Source organism: Streptomyces sp. NPDC047841 (genome assembly GCF_040704085.1).
Lineage (GTDB): Bacteria > Actinomycetota > Actinomycetes > Streptomycetales > Streptomycetaceae > Streptomyces > Streptomyces argyrophylli.
The window spans coordinates 55,114-74,565 of sequence record NZ_JBEYRP010000022.1 but is presented as its reverse complement, the minus strand read 5'-3'; the positions used below and the strand labels follow the sequence as shown (position 1 = coordinate 74,565).

22 protein-coding genes are annotated in these 19,452 nt (G+C 73.1%); 6 read left to right on the top strand and 16 right to left on the bottom strand.

Going from position 1 to position 19,452, the window contains the following annotated elements:
* Nucleotides 1–3: 3 nt before the first annotated feature.
* The 5 genes from AB0947_RS31910 to AB0947_RS31890 form a co-directional block, all read right to left on the bottom strand.
* On the bottom strand, nt 4–243 hold the full coding sequence (locus AB0947_RS31910) for a hypothetical protein (RefSeq protein WP_030346630.1): 240 nt from the start codon (nt 241–243) through the stop codon (nt 4–6).
* On the bottom strand, nt 240–1,742 hold the full coding sequence (gatA, locus tag AB0947_RS31905; protein WP_366753832.1) for an Asp-tRNA(Asn)/Glu-tRNA(Gln) amidotransferase subunit GatA: 1,503 nt from the start codon (nt 1,740–1,742) through the stop codon (nt 240–242). The genes AB0947_RS31910 and gatA overlap by 4 nt, the downstream gene beginning before the upstream one ends.
* A gap of 5 nt (nt 1,743–1,747) precedes the next feature.
* On the bottom strand, nt 1,748–2,044 hold the full coding sequence (gatC, locus tag AB0947_RS31900) for an Asp-tRNA(Asn)/Glu-tRNA(Gln) amidotransferase subunit GatC (protein ID WP_004925108.1): 297 nt from the start codon (nt 2,042–2,044) through the stop codon (nt 1,748–1,750).
* Nucleotides 2,045–2,314: 270 nt separating this feature from the next.
* Entirely contained in the window at nt 2,315–2,809 is a 495-nt protein-coding gene (locus tag AB0947_RS31895; protein ID WP_366753831.1) for a cupin domain-containing protein, read from the bottom strand.
* Between the two features lie 40 nt (nt 2,810–2,849).
* Complete coding sequence (locus AB0947_RS31890; RefSeq protein WP_366753830.1) at nt 2,850–3,221, bottom strand: DUF4267 domain-containing protein; 372 nt, start codon at nt 3,219–3,221, stop codon at nt 2,850–2,852.
* A gap of 97 nt (nt 3,222–3,318) precedes the next feature.
* On the opposite strand from AB0947_RS31890, the gene AB0947_RS31885 reads away from it, so the two are divergent.
* Nucleotides 3,319–3,897 carry a TetR/AcrR family transcriptional regulator gene (locus AB0947_RS31885; RefSeq protein WP_366753829.1) on the top strand — a complete coding sequence of 193 codons (579 nt, stop codon included), beginning with the start codon at nt 3,319–3,321 and terminating at the stop codon, nt 3,895–3,897.
* 15 nt (nt 3,898–3,912) lie between these two features.
* Here AB0947_RS31885 and AB0947_RS31880 read toward each other — a convergent pair whose 3' ends face one another.
* The 5 genes from AB0947_RS31880 to AB0947_RS31860 form a co-directional block, all read right to left on the bottom strand.
* Nucleotides 3,913–6,150 carry a bifunctional diguanylate cyclase/phosphodiesterase gene (locus tag AB0947_RS31880; RefSeq protein ID WP_366753828.1) on the bottom strand — a complete coding sequence of 746 codons (2,238 nt, stop codon included), beginning with the start codon at nt 6,148–6,150 and terminating at the stop codon, nt 3,913–3,915.
* A 259-nt stretch (nt 6,151–6,409) separates the two neighbouring features.
* Nucleotides 6,410–8,605 (bottom strand): NAD-dependent DNA ligase LigA, encoded by a 2,196-nt coding sequence (gene ligA / locus AB0947_RS31875; protein WP_366753827.1) that lies wholly within the window; start codon nt 8,603–8,605, stop codon nt 6,410–6,412.
* Between the two features lie 15 nt (nt 8,606–8,620).
* Nucleotides 8,621–9,628 carry a methionine synthase gene (locus AB0947_RS31870; RefSeq protein ID WP_366753826.1) on the bottom strand — a complete coding sequence of 336 codons (1,008 nt, stop codon included), beginning with the start codon at nt 9,626–9,628 and terminating at the stop codon, nt 8,621–8,623.
* A gap of 31 nt (nt 9,629–9,659) precedes the next feature.
* A complete protein-coding gene (locus AB0947_RS31865; protein ID WP_366753825.1) occupies nt 9,660–10,358 on the bottom strand; it encodes an SDR family oxidoreductase in 699 nt (232 codons plus the stop codon).
* A 40-nt stretch (nt 10,359–10,398) separates the two neighbouring features.
* The gene (locus AB0947_RS31860) at nt 10,399–10,929 is read right to left on the bottom strand and encodes a TIGR00730 family Rossman fold protein (RefSeq protein ID WP_366753824.1); all 531 of its coding nucleotides are present in this window, start codon (nt 10,927–10,929) and stop codon (nt 10,399–10,401) included.
* A 67-nt stretch (nt 10,930–10,996) separates the two neighbouring features.
* Here AB0947_RS31860 and AB0947_RS31855 point away from each other — a divergent pair, with 67 nt between their 5' ends.
* Together AB0947_RS31855 and AB0947_RS31850 are read left to right on the top strand one after the other, a co-directional pair.
* On the top strand, nt 10,997–11,320 hold the full coding sequence (locus AB0947_RS31855; RefSeq protein WP_171152588.1) for a DUF427 domain-containing protein: 324 nt from the start codon (nt 10,997–10,999) through the stop codon (nt 11,318–11,320).
* Nucleotides 11,321–11,383: 63 nt separating this feature from the next.
* Nucleotides 11,384–12,166, top strand: coding sequence for an alpha/beta hydrolase (locus AB0947_RS31850; RefSeq protein WP_366753823.1), 783 nt, complete (start codon nt 11,384–11,386; stop codon nt 12,164–12,166).
* 31 nt (nt 12,167–12,197) lie between these two features.
* Here the strand turns inward: AB0947_RS31850 and mnmA are convergent, their stop codons facing one another.
* On the bottom strand, nt 12,198–13,328 hold the full coding sequence (mnmA, locus tag AB0947_RS31845) for a tRNA 2-thiouridine(34) synthase MnmA (RefSeq protein WP_366753822.1): 1,131 nt from the start codon (nt 13,326–13,328) through the stop codon (nt 12,198–12,200).
* A gap of 105 nt (nt 13,329–13,433) precedes the next feature.
* On the opposite strand from mnmA, the gene AB0947_RS31840 reads away from it, so the two are divergent.
* Nucleotides 13,434–14,135 carry an N-acetylmuramoyl-L-alanine amidase gene (locus AB0947_RS31840; RefSeq protein WP_366753879.1) on the top strand — a complete coding sequence of 234 codons (702 nt, stop codon included), beginning with the start codon at nt 13,434–13,436 and terminating at the stop codon, nt 14,133–14,135.
* On the opposite strand, the gene AB0947_RS31835 is transcribed toward AB0947_RS31840, so the two are convergent.
* The 3 genes from AB0947_RS31835 to AB0947_RS31825 form a co-directional block, all read right to left on the bottom strand.
* A complete protein-coding gene (locus AB0947_RS31835; protein WP_366753821.1) occupies nt 14,128–15,297 on the bottom strand; it encodes a cysteine desulfurase family protein in 1,170 nt (389 codons plus the stop codon). The genes AB0947_RS31840 and AB0947_RS31835 overlap by 8 nt on opposite strands.
* 299 nt (nt 15,298–15,596) lie before the next feature.
* On the bottom strand, nt 15,597–15,881 hold the full coding sequence (locus AB0947_RS31830; protein WP_366753820.1) for a DUF4190 domain-containing protein: 285 nt from the start codon (nt 15,879–15,881) through the stop codon (nt 15,597–15,599).
* A 52-nt stretch (nt 15,882–15,933) separates the two neighbouring features.
* Nucleotides 15,934–16,092 (bottom strand): hypothetical protein, encoded by a 159-nt coding sequence (locus AB0947_RS31825; RefSeq protein ID WP_366753819.1) that lies wholly within the window; start codon nt 16,090–16,092, stop codon nt 15,934–15,936.
* 145 nt (nt 16,093–16,237) lie between these two features.
* Here AB0947_RS31825 and AB0947_RS31820 point away from each other — a divergent pair, with 145 nt between their 5' ends.
* Nucleotides 16,238–16,864: a TetR family transcriptional regulator gene (locus AB0947_RS31820; protein ID WP_366753818.1), complete on the top strand. Its 627-nt coding sequence runs from the start codon at nt 16,238–16,240 to the stop codon at nt 16,862–16,864.
* A 26-nt stretch (nt 16,865–16,890) separates the two neighbouring features.
* Here the strand turns inward: AB0947_RS31820 and AB0947_RS31815 are convergent, their stop codons facing one another.
* Nucleotides 16,891–17,853, bottom strand: coding sequence for a YafY family protein (locus AB0947_RS31815; RefSeq protein WP_366753817.1), 963 nt, complete (start codon nt 17,851–17,853; stop codon nt 16,891–16,893).
* Nucleotides 17,854–17,954: 101 nt separating this feature from the next.
* Here AB0947_RS31815 and AB0947_RS31810 point away from each other — a divergent pair, with 101 nt between their 5' ends.
* Nucleotides 17,955–18,566: a TIGR03086 family metal-binding protein gene (locus AB0947_RS31810; RefSeq protein WP_366753816.1), complete on the top strand. Its 612-nt coding sequence runs from the start codon at nt 17,955–17,957 to the stop codon at nt 18,564–18,566.
* Here the strand turns inward: AB0947_RS31810 and AB0947_RS31805 are convergent.
* A complete protein-coding gene (locus tag AB0947_RS31805) occupies nt 18,553–19,416 on the bottom strand; it encodes a thioesterase family protein (RefSeq protein ID WP_366753815.1) in 864 nt (287 codons plus the stop codon). The genes AB0947_RS31810 and AB0947_RS31805 overlap by 14 nt on opposite strands.
* Nucleotides 19,417–19,452: the final 36 nt, after the last annotated feature.

Here is a 19,452-nt window from a genome sequence, read left to right as displayed (position 1 = left end):
CTCTCAGCCCAGCAGGACGTCGTCGTCGCCCAGCCGCTTCAGCTCGCGGTAGAGGATGGCGAGGCCGGTGACGATGCCGGCGGCGGTGACGACGGCGTCGACGAGCCGCAGCGTGTCGTTCTCGGCGCGGGCCTTCTTGATCTGCTTGGCGGCGCCGACCGCGCCGAACGCGGTGGCGGCCATGGACAGGTACGTACCGGACCTGGACTTCTTGAAGCCCTTGGCCTTGGTCAGTGCGCTCACAGCGACGGTGCCTCCTCCAGCAGCGGGTGACCCCACTTTTCCACGAAGGCGGCCTCGACGGCGGCGCCCACCTTGTACAGCCTGTCGTCCTTCATCACCGGGGCGATGATCTGCAGGCCGACCGGGAGGTTGTCCTCCGGGGCGAGGCCGCAGGGCAGGGACATGGCCGCGTTGCCCGCCAGGTTGGTCGGGATGGTGCACAGGTCCGCGAGGTACATCGCCATCGGGTCGTCGGCGCGCTCGCCGATCGCGAAGGCGGTGGTCGGGGTCGTCGGGGAGACGATCACGTCGACCTGCTCGAAGGCCCTGTCGAAGTCCCGCTTGATCAGCGTGCGGACCTTCTGGGCGCTGCCGTAGTACGCGTCGTAGTAACCGCTCGACAGGGCGTACGTGCCGAGCATGACGCGGCGCTTCACCTCGGGGCCGAAGCCCGCCTCACGGGTGAGGGAGGTGACCTCCTCGGCGGAGTGCGTGCCGTCGTCGCCGGTCCGCAGGCCGTAGCGCAGGCCGTCGAAGCGGGCGAGGTTGGAGGAGCACTCGGACGGGGCGATCAGGTAGTACGCCGACAGGGCGAGGTCGAAGGACGGGCAGTCCAGCTCGACGATCTCGGCGCCCAGTTCCTTCAGCAGCTCGACGGACTCGTCGAAGCGCTGGATGACGCCCGCCTGGTAGCCCTCGCCGCGGAACTGCTTGACCACGCCGACGCGCATGCCCTGGACGCTGCCGTTGCGGGCGGCCTCGACGACCGGCGGGACCGGGGCGTCGATGGAGGTGGAGTCGAGCGGGTCGTGACCGGCGATGACCTCGTGCAGCAGGGCGGCGTCGAGCACCGTGCGGGCGCAGGGGCCGCCCTGGTCGAGCGAGCTGGAGAACGCGACCATGCCGTAGCGGGAGACCGCGCCGTACGTCGGCTTCACACCGACCGTGCCGGTGACGGCGGCCGGCTGGCGGATGGAGCCGCCGGTGTCGGTGCCGATGGCGAGGGGCGCCATGTGCGCGGCCAGCGCGGCGGAGGAGCCGCCGCCGGAGCCGCCGGGGATCTTGGTGAGGTCCCAGGGGTTGCCGGTCGGGCCGTAGGCGCTGTTCTCGGTGGAGGACCCCATGGCGAACTCGTCCATGTTGGTCTTGCCGAGGATCACCACGTCGGCGGCCTTCAGCCGCTTGGTGAGCGTCGCGTCGTACGGCGGGATCCAGCCCTCGAGGATCTTCGAGCCGACGGTCGTGGGCACGCCCTCGGTGGTGAAGATGTCCTTGAGCGCCAGCGGGACACCGGCCAGCGGGCCGAGCTTCTCGCCGCGCTCCCGCTTCTCGTCCACGGCACGGGCCTGGGCGAGGGCGCCCTCGCGGTCGACGTGGAGGAAGGCGTGCACCTTCTCGTCGACCGCCTCGATCCGGGCGAGGTGGGCCTCGGTGACCTCGACGGCCGTCAGCTCGCCGGAGGCGATCTTCGCGGCGGTCTCGGCCGCGGTGAGCCTGATGATGCTGTTGTGGTCCGTCATGGCGGTCACTCCTCCCCCAGGATCTGCGGCACCTTGAAACGCTGCTGCTCCTGTGCCGGGGCGCCGGAGAGCGCCTGCTCGGGGGTGAGCGAGGGACGGACCTCGTCCGGCCGCATGACGTTCGTCAGCGGCAGCGGGTGGGAGGTCGGCGGTACGTCTTGGTCGGCGACCTCGCTGACGCGGGCGACCGCGCCGATGATGTCGTCCAGCTGTCCCGCGAAGTGATCGAGTTCTTCGGGCTTCAGCTCCAGACGCGCCAGCCGGGCGAGGTGGGCGACCTCCTCGCGCGTGATGCCAGGCATGCAGCGATCCTCTGGGGTGAGTGTGTGTGGTTTTGGGCCGGGGGCTGGTCGTGCCGTTCCCCTCGTCCGCCCGAAGGGCGGGTCGCGCGGCGGCTGGTGCGTGCGATCGCAAGGCGCCGGAGCGTCCTCGTGGCGGGGCCACGTGGACGGTTCGGCAACGCGGCGAGCGTGCGTGCCGGGCGTCGCGCGACAGACGGGAACGGGACGGCCAGCCCCAATCCTATGGGGCGCGGCCTCGTACCCGTGAAACGGTTTCGCCCGGCCGCGGCCTCACCGGTGCCGGCCGTCCCAGGCGGGGCTTGCCAGGAAGTGGTTGTCGTACAGCTCCTGGACCTCCAGCAGGCTCTCCGGGGTGACCTCGCCGAGGCGGATGCGCTGGAGGTGGCGGAAGTACTCGAAGCGCTCGACGCCCGGGGTGATGACGATGAGCAGGTCCGCGGCGCTGCCGGGGGCGGCGGCGAAGGCGTGGGGCCGGTCCGGCGGGACGATGACCAGGTCGCCGCGCCCGGCGGTGACGACGTCGTCGCCGGACAGCACCTCGGCCTCGCCGTCGAGCAGGTAGAACATCTCGGCCGAGTCGTGGTGCACGTGCGGTCGGGCCCCGTCGGCGCCCTCGGCGAGCGTGACGCGCACGGTGGACAGCGCGCCGCCGCTGGCGCTGCTGTCGGCCAGCAGCCTGACGGCGACGGGCGCGCCGCCGACGACCTCTGCCTCGGCGTCCCGGACCAGCACGGTCTCGTCGAACCTGGGCACGAACAACGACATGGCGGCATCCCCCTTGTGTGTGGCGCCCGCTGCGGGGCGGTCAGACCGCGAAGAGCAGTCCGGCACTGATCAGTACGACGATCGCGGTGGCGAAGTGGATCCCGAAGGCGACGGCTTTCCGCCCGCCGGCGCGCAGGACTATCAGCGTGTCGACGAACGGCACGAGTGCCACGCAGAGCATGAACCACGCCTCGGCGCGGACACCGGCGAAGGCGAGCAGGGCGAGGCCCACCAGGCCGAGGGTGCCGTCCCTCAGTCCCTTGACCGACAGGTAGGCGCGGGCGTCGCCGTGCGGGTCGGCCGGAACTCCGTAGCCGGCCGCCGCGGGACCGGGCCGGAACCAGAACCGGTAGCCGAGGAACACGCAGAACAGGTCGAGCAGGACGGCCAGGGTGTACGCGGTGACGGTCATGTGCGGTGCTCCCCCATCAGTTTTTCTAGCGTTGCTAGCTGTGAGAGCGAAGCTAACAGATCGGCGACAGGTTGGCTAGCATTGCTAGAATCAGGGCATGCCGATCCAGGCGCGCCGGGAGCGCGAACGAGCGGAACGCGCGCGGCTGATCGTCACGGCCGCCCGGGAGCTGGCGGAGGCCGAGGGCTGGGACGCGGTGACCACGCGCCGGCTGGCCGCCGAGATCGAGTACAGCCAGCCGGTCCTCTACAGCCACTTCCAGGGCAAGGGCGCGATCATGGCGGCGGTCGCGGTGCAGGGGTGCGCCGACCTGGCGGCGGAGCTACGGCGGGCCCGAACGGCGGCGCGGGGCACGCGCGGGGCGCTGGCGGCGGTCGCGGAGACGTACACGTCCTTCGGCAGGCGCCGGCCCGCCCTCTACGACGCGATGTTCACCCACCTGGTGGATCTGCCGTTCGCGACGCGGGAAGCGCCGGCGCCCCTGCGGGAGGTCTTCGCCGAACTGCTGCTCGCGGTGGAACCGATCGCGGCCGCGGGCGACGACCCCGGGCTGCTGACGGAGACGTTCTGGGCGGGGCTGCACGGCCTGGTGACGCTGACGCGCGGCGGCCGGCTGCCGGAACGCGCGCACGAGGCACGCCTGGCGCTGCTCATCGGCCACTTCGCGGGGGGCTGACCACCCGGCCGGGAGCTACTCGGCCGCGGGGAGCGCGGCGCGCGGCCGTTGCCAGCCGCGGGAGCCCCGCGCCAGCAGCCAGGCCGTGGTCTCCTCGGGCGGCATCGCCGCGGCGACCAGCCAGCCCTGCACCGCGTCGCAGCCCAGGTCCCGCAGCCGCTCCCACGTCTCGTCGTCCTCGACCCCCTCGGCGACGACCAGCAGGCCCAGGGAGTGCGCGAGATCCACCGTGCAGCGCACGATCTCCGCGTCCTGGGCGTCGACGGCCAGCCGGGCCACGAAGGAGCGGTCGATCTTCAGCTCGCTGACGGGGAGCCGCCGGAGGTGCACCAGCGACGAGTAGCCGGTGCCGAAGTCGTCCAGGGACATCTTCACGCCGTGGCCGGTGAGCCCGGCGAGGGTGTCGGCGGCCCGCTGCGGGTCCTCCAGCAGCACGTGTTCCGTGATCTCCAGCTGGAGCGCCCCGGCGGGGACGCCGTGCCGGGCGAGGCGCGCGGCGACCGACCCGGCGAACCCCGGGGTGTGGACGTCGCGCGGGGAGACGTTGACGGCGACCGGCACCCGCAGCCCCTGCGCGCGCCACCGGGCGACCTGGCCGAGCGCGGTCTCCAGGACGTACTCGGTGAGATGGGGCATCAGCCCCGAGGACTCGGCTATCGCTATGAACTCGTCCGGCGGCACCTTCCCGCGCTCCGGGTGCACCCAGCGGACCAGGGCCTCCAGCCCGGCGACCTGTCCGTCGAAGCGGACCTTGGGCTGGTAGTGGAGCTGCACCTCGTGCGCGTCCAGCGCCCGGCGCAGGTCGCCCAGCAGGCCGAGGCGGTCGGGGGTGTTGGAGTCCCGCTTGGACTCGTAGACCTCGACGCCCGTACGGTCCCTCTTCGCCTGGTACATCGCGACGTCGGCGCGGCGCAGGAGCCCTTCGGCGTCGAGCGCGTGGTCGGGGAAGACGGCGACGCCGGCGCTGGCCTCCAGGACGAGGGTGAGTCCGTCCAGGTCGAGCGGGGAGCTGAGGTCGGTGACGAGGCCGCGGGCGACGCGGGTGGCCGACGTGGTGGAGTCGGCTACGGGCAGTAAGACGGCGAACTCGTCACCGCCGAGCCGGGCGGCCTCGGCGCCGCGCGGCAGGGCGAGTCGCAGCCGGTCGGCGATCTGGAGCAGCAGCCGGTCGCCGGCCAGATGACCGAGGGTGTCGTTCACCGACCGGAAGCGATCGAGGTCGATCAGCATGAGGGCGGAGCGCGCCCCGATGCGGTCGGCGTCGTCCAGGGCGGTCCAGATGCGTTCCAGCAGCCACTGCCGGTTGGGCAGCCCGGTCAGCGGGTCGCGCAGCTGCTCCTCGGCGCGGGCGCGGGCCATCCACAGCGTGGAGTCCAGGGCGATGAGCGGGATGGCGAACAGCGGCAGCAGGACCGGCTGGGTGTCGGCGACGACGCACAGCAGGGGCGCGATGCCGAGCAGGGCGACGGCGACCAGGCCCTGCCGGACCAGGGCGGTGCGGGCGACGGTGGGCACCCCGCCGCCGCGCGGGGCGTACAGGTACCACAGCAGGCCGCGGCTGACGGCGAGGTAGGCGAACGCGACCAGCACGATCTCGGGTGCCGCGACGACGCTCCAGGTGCCGGGCCGCCAGGGCTCCTCGACGCTCGGGACCCGGCCGAACGCGCCGAGCAGCAGGGCGCCGACGCCGATGCCGAGGATGTCGACCGCGCCGTGCAGCACCCCTTGCCGCCAGCGGTTGCGGCGGGCGATGCCGACCAGGACGACGACGGTGAGGCTGACCAGGCCGGCGGGCAGCCAGCCGTACAGCAGCAGGACGGCGAGGGTGAGGGCGGCGCCCGATCCGGTGCCGCCCCACCAGCGGGCGCGGCCCAGCATGACGAGGTGGCCGACGATGACGCCGGTGAGCAGGGCCAGCGACCAGCCGACCGTGCCGCCGGGGAAGAGGGCGTGGTGGCCGGTGTAGGCGCGGTAGAACCCTGCGCCCAGGACGAGTCCGGCGGCGGTCACGGCGGCCGCGGGCAGGGCGGGCCAGGACAGGTGCCGTTCGGCGTCGGCCCCGGCGAGGCCGGGGGCGGGCGCGACGGCGGACAGGGAGGCGCGGGCGTCGGTGGCCGCGCCCGGTCCGGCCGGGCGCTGCCGCACGGCCGTGCGCCCGTCGTCCCGTCCGGTCCACCGGTTGACCCGCCACGCGCCCGCGCGGCGGCGCAGGCGCAGCCATGAGTCCGGGGCGGCGCTCTCGGTCGGTTCCATTCCCGTCCCTCTCACAGCCGGCGGTGCCCACGCCACGCGGCCCGATGCCCGACAACCATCAGCGGCTCCGCGTCGAAGAAACCTTCCCCGTGCCTGTGGAGGGCACGGAAATGCCCCAGCCGTAGCTGGGCACGGCAGGCGCACACCTCAACAGTAGGCCGCGGAAGGCTTCCACGGGCAGCGGTCTCCGACGGTTGCCCGAATGCGCCCGGGCCACCCGTATGCATCTGATATGCGCCGATCGGGTGGCCTTCAACCGCTACTCCCCGGTCGGAAGCGCGACTTCGGCCGCCGCTTCGGGGCCCTGTTCCAACAGGACGCCGAAACCGTCCTCGTTCAGCACGGGAACCTTCAGCTGCATGGCCTTGTCGTACTTCGATCCGGGGTTGTCACCCACAACGACGAACGAGGTCTTCTTCGACACCGAACCGGTCACCTTCGCGCCCTGGCGCTGCAACGCCTCCTTGGCGCCGTCCCGGGTGAAGTGCTCCAGCGTGCCGGTGACGACGACCGTGAGCCCCTCCAGCGGACGCGGTCCCTCCTCCTCGCCGGACGACTGGTCCTCCAGGGGGACGCCCGCCGCCTTCCACTTGCGGACGATCTCGCGGTGCCAGTCCTCGGCGAACCACTCCTTGAGCGCGGCGGCGATGATGGGGCCGACGCCGTCGGTGGCCGCCAGCTCCTCCTCGGTCGCCTGTTCGATGCGGTCGACGGACCGGAACTCGCGGGCCAGCGCCTGCGCGGCCACCGGTCCCACGTGCCGGATCGACAGCCCGTTCAGGAAGCGGGCCAGCGGACGCGACTTGGCCGCCTCGATGTTCGCCAGCAGGGCGAGGGTGTTCTTCTTCGGCTCGCCCTTCTGGTTGGCGAAGACCGTGACGACCTTCTCCTCGCCGGTCTTCGGGTCGCGCTTGGGCAGGCCGCTGTCCGGGTCGAGGACGTATGCCTTGATGGGCAGCAGCTTCTCCACCGTCAGGTCGAACAGGTCGCCCTCGTCCACCAGCGGCGGGTCGGCCGGCTCCAGCGGGCGGGTGAGCGCGGCGGCGGCCACCGCGCCGAAGTGCTCGATGTCCAGGCACTCCCGGCCGGCGAGATAGGACACCCGCTCACGCAACTGGGCAGGACAGCCACGGGCGTTGGGGCAGCGGAGGTCGATGTCGCCCTCCTTCATCGGCCGCAGCGGCGTCCCGCACTCGGGGCACTCGCCCGGCATCACGAACTCCCGCTCGCTGCCGTCCCTGAGGTCGACCACCGGACCGAGGATCTCCGGGATGACGTCACCGGCCTTGCGCAGGACCACGGTGTCGCCGATGAGCACGCCCTTGGCCTTGACGACCTCCTGGTTGTGCAGGGTGGCGAACTCCACCTCGCTGCCCGCGACCGTGACCGGCTCGACCTGCGCGTACGGGGTGACGCGGCCCGTGCGGCCGACGCCCACCTTGATGTCGACGAGCTTGGTGTTGACCTCCTCCGGCGCGTACTTGTAGGCGATCGCCCAGCGCGGTGCCCGCGCGGTGGAGCCGAGCCGGCCCTGGAGGCGGATCTCGTCCAGCTTGACCACGACACCGTCGATCTCGTGCTCGACGGAGTGGCGGTTCTCGCCGTAGTACGCGATGAACTCCCGTACGCCGGCGAGGTCGTCGACCACGCGGTTGTGCGGGGAGGTGGGCAGGCCCCAGGTCTTCAGCAGGTCGTACGCCTGCGAGAGCCGGGTCATGCCCGAGAAGCCCGCCAGGGCGCCGATGCCGTGGACGACCATGTGCAGCGGGCGGGTCGCGGTGACCCTCGGGTCCTTCTGGCGCAGCGAACCGGCGGCGGCGTTGCGGGGGTTGGCGAAGGGCTTGTCGCCGGCCGCGACCAGGCGTTCGTTCAGTTCGAGGAACTTCTCCATCGGGAAGTAGACCTCGCCGCGGATCTCCACCAGGTCGGGCACCTTGTCGCCGTTCAGGCGGTCCGGGATCTCCGCGATCGTCCGGACGTTCGGCGTGATGTCCTCGCCGGTGCGGCCGTCGCCGCGGGTGGCCGCGCGCGTGAGCCGGCCCTTCTCGTAGGTGAGGTTGACCGCGAGGCCGTCCACCTTCAGCTCGCACAGGAAGTGGTACGCCTGGTCGCCCAGCTCCCTGGCGACGCGGTCGGCCCAGGCGGCCAGGTCGTCGTCGTTGAACGTGTTGTCGAGCGAGAGCATCCGCTCGCGGTGCTCGACCGCCGTGAACTCCGTCTCGTACGACCCCGAGACCTTCTGGGTGGGCGAGTCCGGGGTGCGCAGCTCCGGGTACCGCTCCTCCAGGGCCTCCAGGGACTTCAGGAGCTGGTCGAACTCCGCGTCGCTGATGACGGGAGCGTCCTTCACGTAGTACCGGAAGCGGTGCTCCTCGACCTGCTCCGCCAGCTGCGCGTGCTTGTCGCGGGCCTCGGCGGGCACCGCCGTCGTCTCCGCCTGCTTGTCGCCGGCCACCGTGTTGTCCTCCCGTTACTCAGGGTTGTCCGCGAGGGATCTCGCCGCCCGGACGCAGTGGGCGAGCGCCTGGCGCGCGTACGCGGGGGAAGCGCCCGCCAGACCGCACGCCGGGGTGACCGTGACCGCCTCCGCGAGCAGCCCCGGACGCAGCCCCAGCCTGCGCCACAACGTCCTGACACCCATGACGCTACCGGCAGGGTCTGACAACGGGCCGTCCGTGCCCGGCACGACACCGGCGAACAGCCGAGTACCGCCCTCCACGGCCTCGCCGATCGCCTCGTCGTCACGCTCGGTGAGGAGCGCGAGGTCGAAGGAGACGGCCGCCGCGCCGGCCCGCCGCAGCAGGGCGAACGGCACGTCCGGGGCGCAGGAGTGCACCACTACCGGCCCGCCGGCGTGGGTGCCGGCGACGTCCCGGAGGGTGGCCTCCACGATCTGCCGGTCCACGGCCCGGTGGGTGCGGTAACCGCTCGCCGTACGGACCTGCCCGCGCAGGACGGCCGTGAGGGAGGGTTCGTCGAGCTGGAGGACGATCCGGGCGCCCGGGACGCGGCGCCGCACCTCGTCGAGGTGCAGCCGCAGGCCCTCGGCGAGCGAGGCGGCGAGGTCCCGGCAGGCGCCGGGGTCGGACAGGGCGGCCTCGCCGTTCTTCAGCTCCAGGGCGGCGGCCAGCGTCCACGGCCCGACCGCCTGCACCTTCAGGTCGCCCTCGTAGCCCTGGGTGTACTCCTCCAGGGCGTCCAGGTCCTCGCCGAGCCAGGATCTGGCCCGCCTGGTGTCCCGGCCCGGCCGGTCCCCGATCCGCCACCCGCTGGGCTCCACGCGCGCGTAGAGCTCGACCAGCATCCCGGCGGTGCGGCCGATCATGTCGGCGCCGGGCCCGCGCGCGGGCAGCTCCGCGAGGAACGGGAAGTCCTCGAAGGATCCGGTGGCGGTCTTGGCGGCTTCTCTCGCGTCCCCGCCGGGCAGGGAACCGACGCCGGTGGCCCCCGGGAACCTGAACTGGCTGTTTTCGCTCACCAGCGAAGCCTACGGAACCCTCCGGACGAGGTCAGCGCCCCGGACGTACCGTCAGGTCGTTGATCTCCGCGTCCCTCGGCAGGTCCAGGGCGGTCAGGATCGCCGTGGCGACCGACTCGGGGTCGATCCACTTCGACGGGTCGTACTCCTTGCCCTCCTGCTGGTGCACCTTGGCCTGCATGGGGCTCGCGGTGCGGCCGGGGTAGACCGAGGTGACGCGGACGCCGTTCGCGTGCTCCTCCTGGCGCAGGGAGTCGGCGAGGGCCTTCAGGCCGTGCTTGGAGGCGGCGTACGCGGACCACCCCGCACTGGCGGAGAGGCCGGCGCCGGAGTTGACGAAGATCACATGGCCGCGGGCCGCCCGGAGCTGCGGCAGGAAGTGCCGGGTCAGCTCGGCGGGGGCGATGAGGTTGACGTTGAGCTGGTGGCGCCAGGACTTCGGGGTCAGCTCGCCGACGCCGCCGAGGTCGACGACTCCGGCGATGTGCAGCAGGGAGTCGATCCGGTCCGGGAGCGTCTGGTGTGAGAACGCCCAGGACAGCTTGTCCGGGTCCGCCAGGTCGCCGACGAGGGTGCGCGCGCCGGGGAACCCGGCCGCCAGTTCCTTCGCCCGGCCCGCGTCGCGCGCGTGGAGCACGATCTCGTCCCCGCGCGCGTGCAGCCGGCGGGCCACGGCCGCGCCGATGCCGGAACCGGCTCCGGTGATCACATGAGTAGCCATGACCGCCATGCTCGCATCACCGGACGCCGGGTCCCGCGGCGGTGGCCGCTCAGGCCGCGGACTCCAGGTACGCGAGGGCCCGGACCGGCTCGTCGGCGAAGAAGACCAGTTCGGCCAGCGGGCGCGGCAGGAAGCCCTCGGCCTCCATGCGGCGGAACTGCTCGCGCAGGCCGTCGTAGAAACCCGCCGTGTTCAGCAGCACGACGGGCTTCTCGGTGCGGCCGTGCTTCTTCAGCTCCAGGATCTCGGTGGCCTCGTCCAGCGTGCCGGTGCCGCCCACCATGATCACCACGGCGTCGGCCTTCTCCAGCAGCAGCTTCTTGCGTTCGGCGAGGTCGGCCGCGATGATCATCTCGTCGGCGCCGGGCCGCGCCTTGTTCGCCAGGAACTCCACGGAGACGCCCAGCAGCCTGCCGCCCGCCTCCTGCACACCGTCGGCGACCACCTTCATCAGACCGACGTCGGAACCGCCCCAGACGAGCGTGTGGCCGGCCTTGCCGAGGAGTTCCGCGAACTCGCGCGCGGGGCGGGTGTAACGCTCGTCGAGGTCGGCGGCGGACAGGAAGACGCAGATGTTCATGGCCTCTACCGTACGGGCCCCGCGCCGGACGGGAAGAAGCACGGCCCCTCCCGGCGCTGGAAACGGTATGACCCAAGGACACACGATCACGATCCAGAAGAGCGAGCGGCACGTGCGCGTGGTGCGCGGCGACCAGGTGCTCGCGGAGTCCGACCGGCCCCTGGAGCTGCGCGAGACGGGCTGCCCGGTCAGGTACTACATCCCCGCCGAGGACGTCCGCCTCGATCTGCTGACGCCCTCCGACACGCACACGGTGTGCCCCTTCAAGGGCACGGCGTCCTACTGGTCGCTGCCGGACGCGCCGGACCTCGTCTGGGCGTATCCGGACCCCAAGGACGGGGTGGCGGAGATCAAGGACCACTACTGCTTCTACGACACCGAGGTCGCATGACCACCCCCGGCATCGCCGTGTCGTGACCGATGAGCGCCGTGCCGTGCGGCAGTCTGCACGGCCATGGACAAGAAGACGACTTCCCGCGACGGCACCCCCCTCGCATACCAAGTGATCGGCCAGGGGCCCACGGTGATCCTGGTGAGCGGCGCGATGTCCACCGGCGGCACCGTGGCGCCCCTGGCCCAGCGCCTCGCGGACCGCTGCACGGCTGTCGTCTACGACCGCCGGGGCCGCGGCGCGAGCGGCGACACGGCGCCGTACGAGGTCGACCGCGAGATCGAGGACCTGGCCGCGCTGATCGACGCGGTGGGCGGCGAGCCGGCGCTCTTCGGGGTCTCCTCGGGCGGCGCGCTGGTCCTGCGCGCGGCGGCGAGCGGGCTGCCCGTCGCCCGCGCGGCGGTCTACGAGGTGCCCTACGCCGACCACCTGGCGGGCGGCGCCACCCGTGAGGCCACCTACAAGGAGCAGTTGGGCAGGGCGCTCGGCGAGGGCCGGCGCGGGGACGCGGTGGAGCTGTTCCTGCGCCTGACGGGCCTCGGCGAGGAGATGATCCAGCGTGCCCGGGAGTCGCCGATGTGGGCCGGCATGGAGGCGGTCGCCCCCAGCCTCGCCCACGACGACGCGGTCATGGGCGACGGCCTGCTCCCCCGGGACCGGCTCGCCGCGATCGGCGCACCCGTGCTCGCGGTCGCGGGCGGCGCGAGCCCCGGGTGGATGCGCGCGGCCTCCCGGGAGATCGCCCAGACGGTGCCCCAGGGCACGTACCGGGTCCTGGAGGGCCAGACCCACGTGGTGGAACCGGACGTGCTGGGGCCGGTGCTGGCGGAGTTCTTCGCGGGCTAGCCCCGCCGTCCTCCCAGGACGGGGGGCCGGTTCAGACCGCCGCGGCCGTCGCGCGCGTGGTCGACGCGATCGTCGCCGAGCCCACTACGCGCGTGCCGTCGTACAGGACGATCGCCTGGCCGGGGGCGACGCCGCGCACCGGCTCGGTGAAGGTGACGCGCAGTGTGCCGTCGACGGGCTCGGCGGTCACCTCGGTCTCGCCGCCGTGCGCGCGCAGCTGGGCGGTGTAGGTGCCGGGGCCGGTGGGGGCGGTGCCGCACCAGCGGGGCTTGATCGCGGTGAGGCCGGTGACGTCCAGGGCGTCGGCCGGGCCGACGGTGACCGTGTTGGTGACCGGGGAGATGTCCAGGACGTAGCGCGGCTTGCCGTCCGGGGCCGGCGTGCCGATCCGCAGGCCCTTGCGCTGGCCGATGGTGAAGCCGTACGCGCCCTCGTGCGTGCCCAGCTTGGCGCCGGACTCGTCCACGATGTCGCCCTCGGCCTTGCCGAGCCGCTTGGCCAGGAAGCCCTGGGTGTCGCCGTCGGCGATGAAGCAGATGTCGTGCGAGTCGGGCTTCTTGGCCACGGCCAGGCCCCGGCGCTCGGCCTCCGCGCGGATCTCCTCCTTGGTGGTGACCGTGTCGCCGAGCGGGAACAGCGCGTGCGCGAGCTGCCTCTCGTCCAGGACACCGAGGACGTACGACTGGTCCTTCGCCATGTCGGAGGCGCGGTGCAGCTCGCGGGAGCCGTCCGGGTTCACGATCACCTTGGCGTAGTGGCCGGTGCAGACGGCGTCGAAGCCGAGGGCCAGCGCCTTGTCCAGCAGCGCGGCGAACTTGATCTTCTCGTTGCAGCGCAGGCACGGGTTCGGGGTGCGGCCGGCCTCGTACTCGGCGACGAAGTCCTCGACGACGTCCTCGCGGAAGCGGTCGGCGAGGTCCCAGACGTAGAACGGGATGCCGATGACGTCGGCCGCGCGGCGGGCGTCGCGCGAGTCCTCGATGGTGCAACAGCCCCGCGCGCCGGTGCGGAACGACTGCGGGTTCGCGGAGAGCGCGAGGTGGACGCCGGTGACGTCGTGGCCTGCTTCCGCGGCGCGCGCGGCGGCGACGGCGGAGTCGACTCCGCCGGACATGGCGGCGAGGACGCGGAGGGGGCGGGTGCGCTGCGGGGTGTCAGTCATAGCCCTTCCAGGGTACGGGGCGCGGGAACCGCGTCGGCCTGATATCCGTTGACGATCGCAGAGGGTGACGACGGGCCGGTGACACCGGCGGCGACGGGGGCGGACATGGGCACGGCGAAGGACGACGCGGACCGGCGGCTGGGCCGGCGGGCGCTGCTGGCCGGCGGGGCCGCGGCGGCCGTGGGCACGGCCGTGCTGGCCCGGCAGGAGCTGTCGCGGCTGTGGTGGCGGATGCCCGGGGTGGGCAAGCCGCGGGTGGCGGGCGCGGTGGACTTCCGGGGCGCGCGCTGGGTGGGGGCCTCGGCGGCGAACTACCGGCTCGCGGACCGGCCGTCCGACTACCGGGTGGACCGGGTGGTCGTCCACGTCACCCAGGGCGGCTACGCGTCCGCGGTGAAGGTCTTCCGGGACCCGGGGCACGGGGCGGCGGCGCACTACATCGTGCGCAAGGACGGGCGGGTCACCCAGCTGGTCCGGGAGCTGGACGTGGCCTTCCACGCGGGCAACCGGGAGTACAACGAACGCAGCGTCGGGATAGAGCACGAGGGCTTCGTGGAGGACGCCTCGTCGTTCACGGACGAGATGTACGCGGCCTCGGCGCGGCTGACGGCGGCCATATGCGAGCGGTACGGCATGCCCGTGGACCGCGAGCACATCATCGGGCACGTGGAAGTGCCGGGCACGGACCACACCGATCCGGGGCGGTTCTGGGACTGGGACCGGTACATACGCCTGGTCCGGGCCGAGCGGGAGAAGGCCGAGCGGGAGAGGGCACGGGCGTCCGCGTCCCCCCGCGCGGCTACGTGAGCCCGGCCGCGCGGGCGCGTTCCACCGCCGGGCCGATCGCCTTGGCCACGGCCTCGACGTCCGCCTCCGTGGAGGTGTGGCCGAGGGAGAAGCGCAGGGTGCCGCGGGCCAGGTCCGGGTCGGTGCCGGTGGCGAGGAGGACATGGCTGGGCTGGGCGACGCCCGCGGTGCAGGCGGAGCCGGTGGAGCACTCGATGCCCTGGGCGTCCAGCAGGAGCAGCAGGGAGTCGCCCTCGCAGCCGGGGAAGGTGAAGTGGGCGTTGGCCGGGAGCCGGCCCTCGGGCGCCGGGTCGCCGCCGAGGATCGCGTCCGGTACGGCACGGCGCACGGCGTCGACCAGCTGGTCGCGCAGGGCGCCGATCTCGCGCGCGAACCACTCGCGCTGTTCGGCGGCGAGCCGGCCGGCGACGGCGAAGGAGGCGATGGCCGGGACGTCCAGCGTGCCGGAGCGCACGTGCCGCTCCTGGCCGCCGCCGTGCAGGACGGGTACGGGGGTGTGCTCGCGGCCGAGGACCAGCGCGCCGATGCCGTACGGCCCGCCGATCTTGTGCCCGGAGACGGTCATGGCGGCCAGGCCCGAGGCTTCGAAGTCGACCGGGACCTGACCGAAGGCCTGGACCGCGTCGGCGTGCAGCGGGATGCCGAACTCGGCGGTGACGTCGGCCAGTTCACGGACCGGCATGACCGTGCCGATCTCGTTGTTGGCCCACATCACGGTGGCCAGGGCGACGTCGGCGGGGTTGCGGGCGATGGCCTCGCGCAGCGCCTCGGGGTGGACGCGGCCGTAGGAGTCGACGGGGAGGTACTCGACGGTGGCGCCCTCGTGCTCGCCGAGCCAGTGCACGGCGTCCAGCACGGCGTGGTGCTCCACGGGGCTGGCCAGGACGCGGGTGCGGGCCGGGTCGGCGTCGCGGCGGGACCAGTACAGGCCCTTGACGGCGAGGTTGTCGGCCTCGGTGCCGCCGGAGGTGAGGACGACCTCGCTGGGGCGGGCGCCGAGGGCTTCCGCGAGGGTCTCGCGGGACTCCTCGACCGTACGGCGTGCCTGGCGGCCGGATGCGTGGAGGGAGGAGGCGTTGCCCGTGATGCTCAACTGGGCGGTGAATGCCTCCGCCGCCTCCGGGAGCATCGGGGTGGTCGCGGCGTGGTCGAGGTAAGCCATGGTGAGCCGATTCTACGGCTCCCCTGCGGCCGGCTTCGGCCGCGAGGGCGTGCCGGTGGCTCCGCGCCTTGCGTGGGCCGCGCCTGGGCGCGTTGCGCTGGCCGCGCCTGGGCCGCGTTGCGTTGGTCGCACCTCGGCGCCTTGCCTGGCCGCACCTGGGCTTGGTGGCGGCGCACCCGGCGCTGCCCGCCATGCCCACCCGTTCCGCCCTGCGGAACGATTGCCCACGGCGGGTACCGCGACGTCGGGGGCCTGGGCCGTGTTGGCGTCCGTGGTGCGCCAGGGCGTGCCGGGGGACGTCACAGGCTCCAGGACACCGTGCCCGAGACTTCCATCGCGATCAGCAGGGCCGCCAGGTCGGCGACGCCCAGGGTCAGGCCGAGGTAGGCGCGGCCCCGGCGGGTCGTGCCGCGCCAGAGGGCGACCGCGGCCAGGACGATGGCGACCGGGCCGAGGAAGAGGTTGAGCACGAGCAGGCCGAGGAGGCCGAGGATGAAGGACGCGACGGCCATGCCGTCGGCGTCGCGGGGGCGCGGGCGGGCGGCGGCGTGGGTGCGGCCGGTGGCCGGTGCGGTGAGGTGCATGGCGCTCAGCTCCTGGAGTGCTTTCCGGTGGTCGGCTGGCCGGGGTCCGGGGTCAGTGGGCCGAGGTGCGGCGGCGGCGCTCGCGGATCGCAAAGACGCCGAGCCAGACGGCGATGACGGCGGCCAGGACGGCGGTGACGGTCAGCGGCGCGTGAGCGACGGTGCCCAGCACGACGCCGAGCAGCATGAGTGCGGCGACGAGGAACAGCATGGGATCAGATCCCCCCTCCGATATGCCTCGTGTTCAGCCGGTGTGACGTTTGGGTGAACAGTTGTAGTAACAGTTGTTCACTGACTTCGAGTGTAGCGCTCCCGACGGCTTTTCAATTCCGGAGAACAGTTGTTAACTGGATGACATGAGTCACACCGTCGGCATCCGGCAGGCCCAGAAGCAGAAGACCCGGCAGGCGTTCCTCGACGCGGCCCTCGCGCTGCTGGAGGAACAGAGCCTGAGCAGCCTGGGTCTGCGCGAGGTCACCCGGGCCGTCGGTGTCGCCCCGACGGCCTTCTACCGGCACTTCCGCTCGACCGCCGACCTCGGGGTCGCCTTGGTCGACGAGGCGCTGGGCAGCCTGCATCCGATGGTGCGGACGACGGTGTCCGCGACGGGCGACAGTGAGGAACGCATCGCGCGCGCCGTCGAGTTGATCGCCCGTCACGTAGACGCGTACCCCGCACATGTCCGGTTTATCGCCCGGGAACGGCATGGCGGGGTCCAGCCGGTGCGCGAGGCCATCCGGGCCCAGCTGCACCGGTTCGCCGAGGAGGTGAAGGCCGAGCTGGCCAAGGACCCGGAGGCGGCGGGCTGGAGCGACGACGACCTGCTGATGCTCGCGCACCTCTACGTCGACCAGATGCTCATCACCGCCTCCCTGTTCCTCGAGGCGCTGGAGGCCCCGGCACAGGAGCGGGAGCGGGTGGCACAGCTCGCCACCCGCCAGCTGCGGCTGATCAGCATCGGCCGCGCCCACTGGCTGGACTGAGCCGTCCCGTCACGCCCGGCCGCGGCTCAGCGCTGCTCGTACAGGGCCGTGACGGAGCGGGCCCCGGCCAGCAGTTCCGCGCGGGCCTCGGGCGGGTCCAGGATCTCCACCCGGTCGGAGAACGCGAGGAGCTGGCGCACGGCGCGCAGCACCGGGTAGGCCAGCCGGGCGGTGACCCACTCGCCCGCGCCGTCGTCCTCGGGCGGAGCCGTCAGCTGTGCGGCGGCCATGCGCTGGAACATGTCGAGCAGTTCCCGCCGTACCCGCACGGTGACCTCGACCTCGTTCTCCCGCTCCTCCACCTGCCGGCGCAACAGCTCCCAGAGGCCGGCGAGTTCGATCCCGGGCCGGCGCCGCACGGGCTCGTCCAGCGGCCGGGCCGAGCGCACCCGGTCGGCGCGGAACAGCCGGGGCCGGCCGCGCCGGTCGGCGACCAGGTACCAGACCCCGGCCTTGGCGACGAGACCGTAGGGGTCCACCGTGTACGTCCGCGGTTCCCGCTCCCCGCTGTGCCGGTAGCGCAGTGCCAGACGCCGGTCGGAGAAGACCGCGTCCTGGAGCACGTCCAGGTCGGCGGCCTGCCGCGGGCCGCTCTTCCAGCGGGTGGCGTCGACCAGGACGCGGCGGCTGGTCACCTCGGCGGCGGGCCGGTGCGGCGCCGGCAGCGCGGCCATCACCTTGCGCAGGGCCGAGCCGAGGGCCGCGTCGAGGCCGAGCGCGGCATGGGCGCCCTGCGCGGCCAGGACGAACAGGGCGCGGGACTCGTCGGCGGTCAGCCCGGTGACGTCGGTGCGGAAGCCGGGGAGGAGTTCGATGCCACCGTGCCGGCCGCGCTCGGCGTACACCGGGACGCCGGCGGCGGACAGTGCCTCGACGTCCCGGTAGATGGTGCGGACCGACACCTCCAGCCGGTCGGCGAGTTCGGGCGCGGGGACACGGCCCCGGGTCTGGAGGAGCAGCAGGATCGACAGCAGCCGGTCGGACTTCACCGCGCCAGGATCGCGCCGCCGCCGGGTGCCGGACAAATCCTGACGCCAGTTGTCAGGTTATCCGGGCATCCTCGCCTCACCGACCGAGGGAGAGACACATCATGACCAGCACCGGCAGCACCGGCTTCGTCGACCCGCGCCCCGTCTACGTCCGCGCCACCGAGCAGGCGGCCGCCCTGATCAGGACCGTGCGCCCCGAGGACCTGACCCGGCCGACGCCCTGTGCCGAGTTCGACGTCCGGGACCTGTTGAGCCACGTCGTCGGCGGCACCCGGCGGATCGCGGTGGTGGGCGAGGGCGGCGACGGGCTCGCCGTGCAGCCGACCGCCGACGGCGTCGCGGACGACGGCTGGGCCGCGGCCTACGACGAGGTGCGGGTCCGTGTCCTCGCGGCCTGGGAGAGCGACGCGCGGATGGTGGCTCCGGTGCGGGTGCCCTGGGGCGAGGTCCCCGGCCACGCGGCGCTCTCCGGTTACGTCATGGAGGTCGTCACGCACACCTGGGACCTGGCCGAGGCGATCGGGGTCCCCACGGGCGAACTCGACGCGGAGCTGGCCGAGTTCGCGCTGGCGACGGCCCGCGCGGTGCTGCCGGACACCCGGCCCCGCGACGCGGAGACGCCCTTCGGGGCCCGCCGCGAGGCGCCGCCGGCGGCCGGCCCCTACGAGCGGCTGGCGGCCTGGCTGGGGCGCGAGCCGCTCAGCCGAGTCTGACCCGGGCCAGCTGGCGGGACTGGGCGACCAGGCGGTCCGCGCTGTCCCACACCTCGGCGTCCTCCTCCAGGAAGCCGCCGGCCAGGTTGCGGGTGGTGATGGACACCCGCAACGGGCCCGGGGCCGGCCGGTGACGGACGTGCACGGTCAGTTCCACGGTCGGCACCCAGCCCTTCAGGCCCAGCTCGAAGGCGGTGGGCGGCAGGGCGTCCACGGCCAGGAGCAGCGAGAGCGGGTCGGCGTCCCGCCCGTCGGCAAGCCCGAACCAGGCACGCATCTCGCCCCTCCCGGACGGCGTGCCCAGCGCCCAGCCGAGGGTGGCGGGGTCGAGCTTGAGCATCAGCCGGTCGGCGATGGCGGAGCCGCCCTCGACCGGGGACGGCCCGTCCTCGGAGCCGAAGCACTGCTCCAGCGGGGGCATCGCGGGCGAGGTGGCGGTCGTGCGGACGTCGTCGGGGAGGGCGGCGAGGTCGCCGTAGGAGGCGAGGACGCGGATGCGTTCGACCTCGTTGCCCTCCTCGTCGTACTGGAAGAGCGAAGCCTGGCCGGTGGAGAGGGTGCGGCCGGTGCGGACGGTCGTGGTGCGGACGACCGCCGGGCCGGGCCGGGAGGCGGTCAGGTAGTGCGCGGTGACGGAGAAGGGGTCCGGGTGCGGGAGGGCGTCCGCGAGGGCCCGGCCGAGCACGGCCAGCAGGTAGCCGCCGTTGACGGCGCCGAGGATGGTCCAGCCGGCCGACAGGCCGGTGTCGTAGACGCCGGGCCCGCGCCGGGTGACCGCGGTGTCGCGGTCGAACTCGCTGTCGCCGATCAGGGCCCGCGACGGGGAAGGGGCGGAAGCTGCTTCTGGCATGGCTGCACGGTACAGCAGACAACTACTAAGCGGTAG

Excerpts from the sequence above, each read along its gene's own strand:
- gatA (WP_366753832.1), bottom strand. The coding sequence starts at position 1,742 with ATGACGGACCACAACAGCATCATCAGGCTCACCGCGGCCGAGACCGCC.
- gatC (WP_004925108.1), bottom strand. The coding sequence starts at position 2,044 with ATGCCTGGCATCACGCGCGAGGAGGTCGCCCACCTCGCCCGGCTGGCG.
- AB0947_RS31895 (WP_366753831.1), bottom strand. The coding sequence starts at position 2,809 with ATGTCGTTGTTCGTGCCCAGGTTCGACGAGACCGTGCTGGTCCGGGAC.
- AB0947_RS31890 (WP_366753830.1), bottom strand. The coding sequence starts at position 3,221 with ATGACCGTCACCGCGTACACCCTGGCCGTCCTGCTCGACCTGTTCTGC.
- AB0947_RS31885 (WP_366753829.1), top strand. The coding sequence starts at position 3,319 with ATGCCGATCCAGGCGCGCCGGGAGCGCGAACGAGCGGAACGCGCGCGG.
- AB0947_RS31880 (WP_366753828.1), bottom strand. The coding sequence starts at position 6,150 with ATGGAACCGACCGAGAGCGCCGCCCCGGACTCATGGCTGCGCCTGCGC.
- AB0947_RS31865 (WP_366753825.1), bottom strand. The coding sequence starts at position 10,358 with ATGGCGGTCATGGCTACTCATGTGATCACCGGAGCCGGTTCCGGCATC.
- AB0947_RS31860 (WP_366753824.1), bottom strand. The coding sequence starts at position 10,929 with ATGAACATCTGCGTCTTCCTGTCCGCCGCCGACCTCGACGAGCGTTAC.
- AB0947_RS31855 (WP_171152588.1), top strand. The coding sequence starts at position 10,997 with ATGACCCAAGGACACACGATCACGATCCAGAAGAGCGAGCGGCACGTG.
- AB0947_RS31850 (WP_366753823.1), top strand. The coding sequence starts at position 11,384 with ATGGACAAGAAGACGACTTCCCGCGACGGCACCCCCCTCGCATACCAA.
- mnmA (WP_366753822.1), bottom strand. The coding sequence starts at position 13,328 with ATGACTGACACCCCGCAGCGCACCCGCCCCCTCCGCGTCCTCGCCGCC.
- AB0947_RS31840 (WP_366753879.1), top strand. The coding sequence starts at position 13,434 with ATGGGCACGGCGAAGGACGACGCGGACCGGCGGCTGGGCCGGCGGGCG.
- AB0947_RS31835 (WP_366753821.1), bottom strand. The coding sequence starts at position 15,297 with ATGGCTTACCTCGACCACGCCGCGACCACCCCGATGCTCCCGGAGGCG.
- AB0947_RS31830 (WP_366753820.1), bottom strand. The coding sequence starts at position 15,881 with ATGCACCTCACCGCACCGGCCACCGGCCGCACCCACGCCGCCGCCCGC.
- AB0947_RS31825 (WP_366753819.1), bottom strand. The coding sequence starts at position 16,092 with ATGCTGTTCCTCGTCGCCGCACTCATGCTGCTCGGCGTCGTGCTGGGC.
- AB0947_RS31820 (WP_366753818.1), top strand. The coding sequence starts at position 16,238 with ATGAGTCACACCGTCGGCATCCGGCAGGCCCAGAAGCAGAAGACCCGG.
- AB0947_RS31810 (WP_366753816.1), top strand. The coding sequence starts at position 17,955 with ATGACCAGCACCGGCAGCACCGGCTTCGTCGACCCGCGCCCCGTCTAC.
- AB0947_RS31805 (WP_366753815.1), bottom strand. The coding sequence starts at position 19,416 with ATGCCAGAAGCAGCTTCCGCCCCTTCCCCGTCGCGGGCCCTGATCGGC.